This window comes from Knoellia aerolata DSM 18566, assembly GCF_000768695.1.
GTDB lineage: Bacteria > Actinomycetota > Actinomycetes > Actinomycetales > Dermatophilaceae > Knoellia > Knoellia aerolata.
The window spans coordinates 1-510 of record NZ_AVPL01000174.1; the positions used below are offsets into that span (position 1 = coordinate 1).

1 protein-coding gene is annotated in these 510 nt (G+C 68.4%); it reads left to right on the forward strand.

Going from position 1 to position 510, the window contains the following annotated elements; all coding sequences use genetic code 11:
- Nucleotides 1-510, forward strand: a 510-nt coding sequence (locus tag N801_RS22230; RefSeq protein WP_035941092.1) for an ABC transporter substrate-binding protein, incomplete at both ends; no start/stop codon positions are given.

A 510-nucleotide genomic window follows, 5' to 3' on the forward strand; every position in this document is an offset into this window, starting at 1 on the left:
TCAAGGCCGCGGGCGCCAGCGTGGTCGCGCGCTCGGCCGGCGGCATCGGCATCACGCTGTACCCCAACATCGCCAGCCCGGTTCTGTCGCACCCCGAAGTGCGGCAGGCGCTGGTGATCGGCGTGAACCGCGCCGAGATCATCGAGGCGCTCTATACCGAATACGACAAGGCCGCCACCAGCGTGGTCTCGACCACGGTGCCGGACTATGTCGACCTGTCGGCCAAGCTGGCCTATCAGCCCGACGCCGCGCGGGCGCTGCTGGAACGGGCGGGCTGGAAGGCCGGCAAGGACGGCATCCGCAGCCGCGACGGACAGCGTTTGCAGGTTGGCGTCACCTGGAGCTTTCCCGGCTACACGCCGACGCTGGAACTCATCAAGGAACAACTGGCCCGGATCGGCGTGGACTTGCGCCTGAACCTGCGCTCGGATGCCGAGATCGGCGGCGTGATCCGCTCGGGTAACTACGATCTGCGGCTGTCGGACCTGACGCGCCCCGACCCGGACGTGA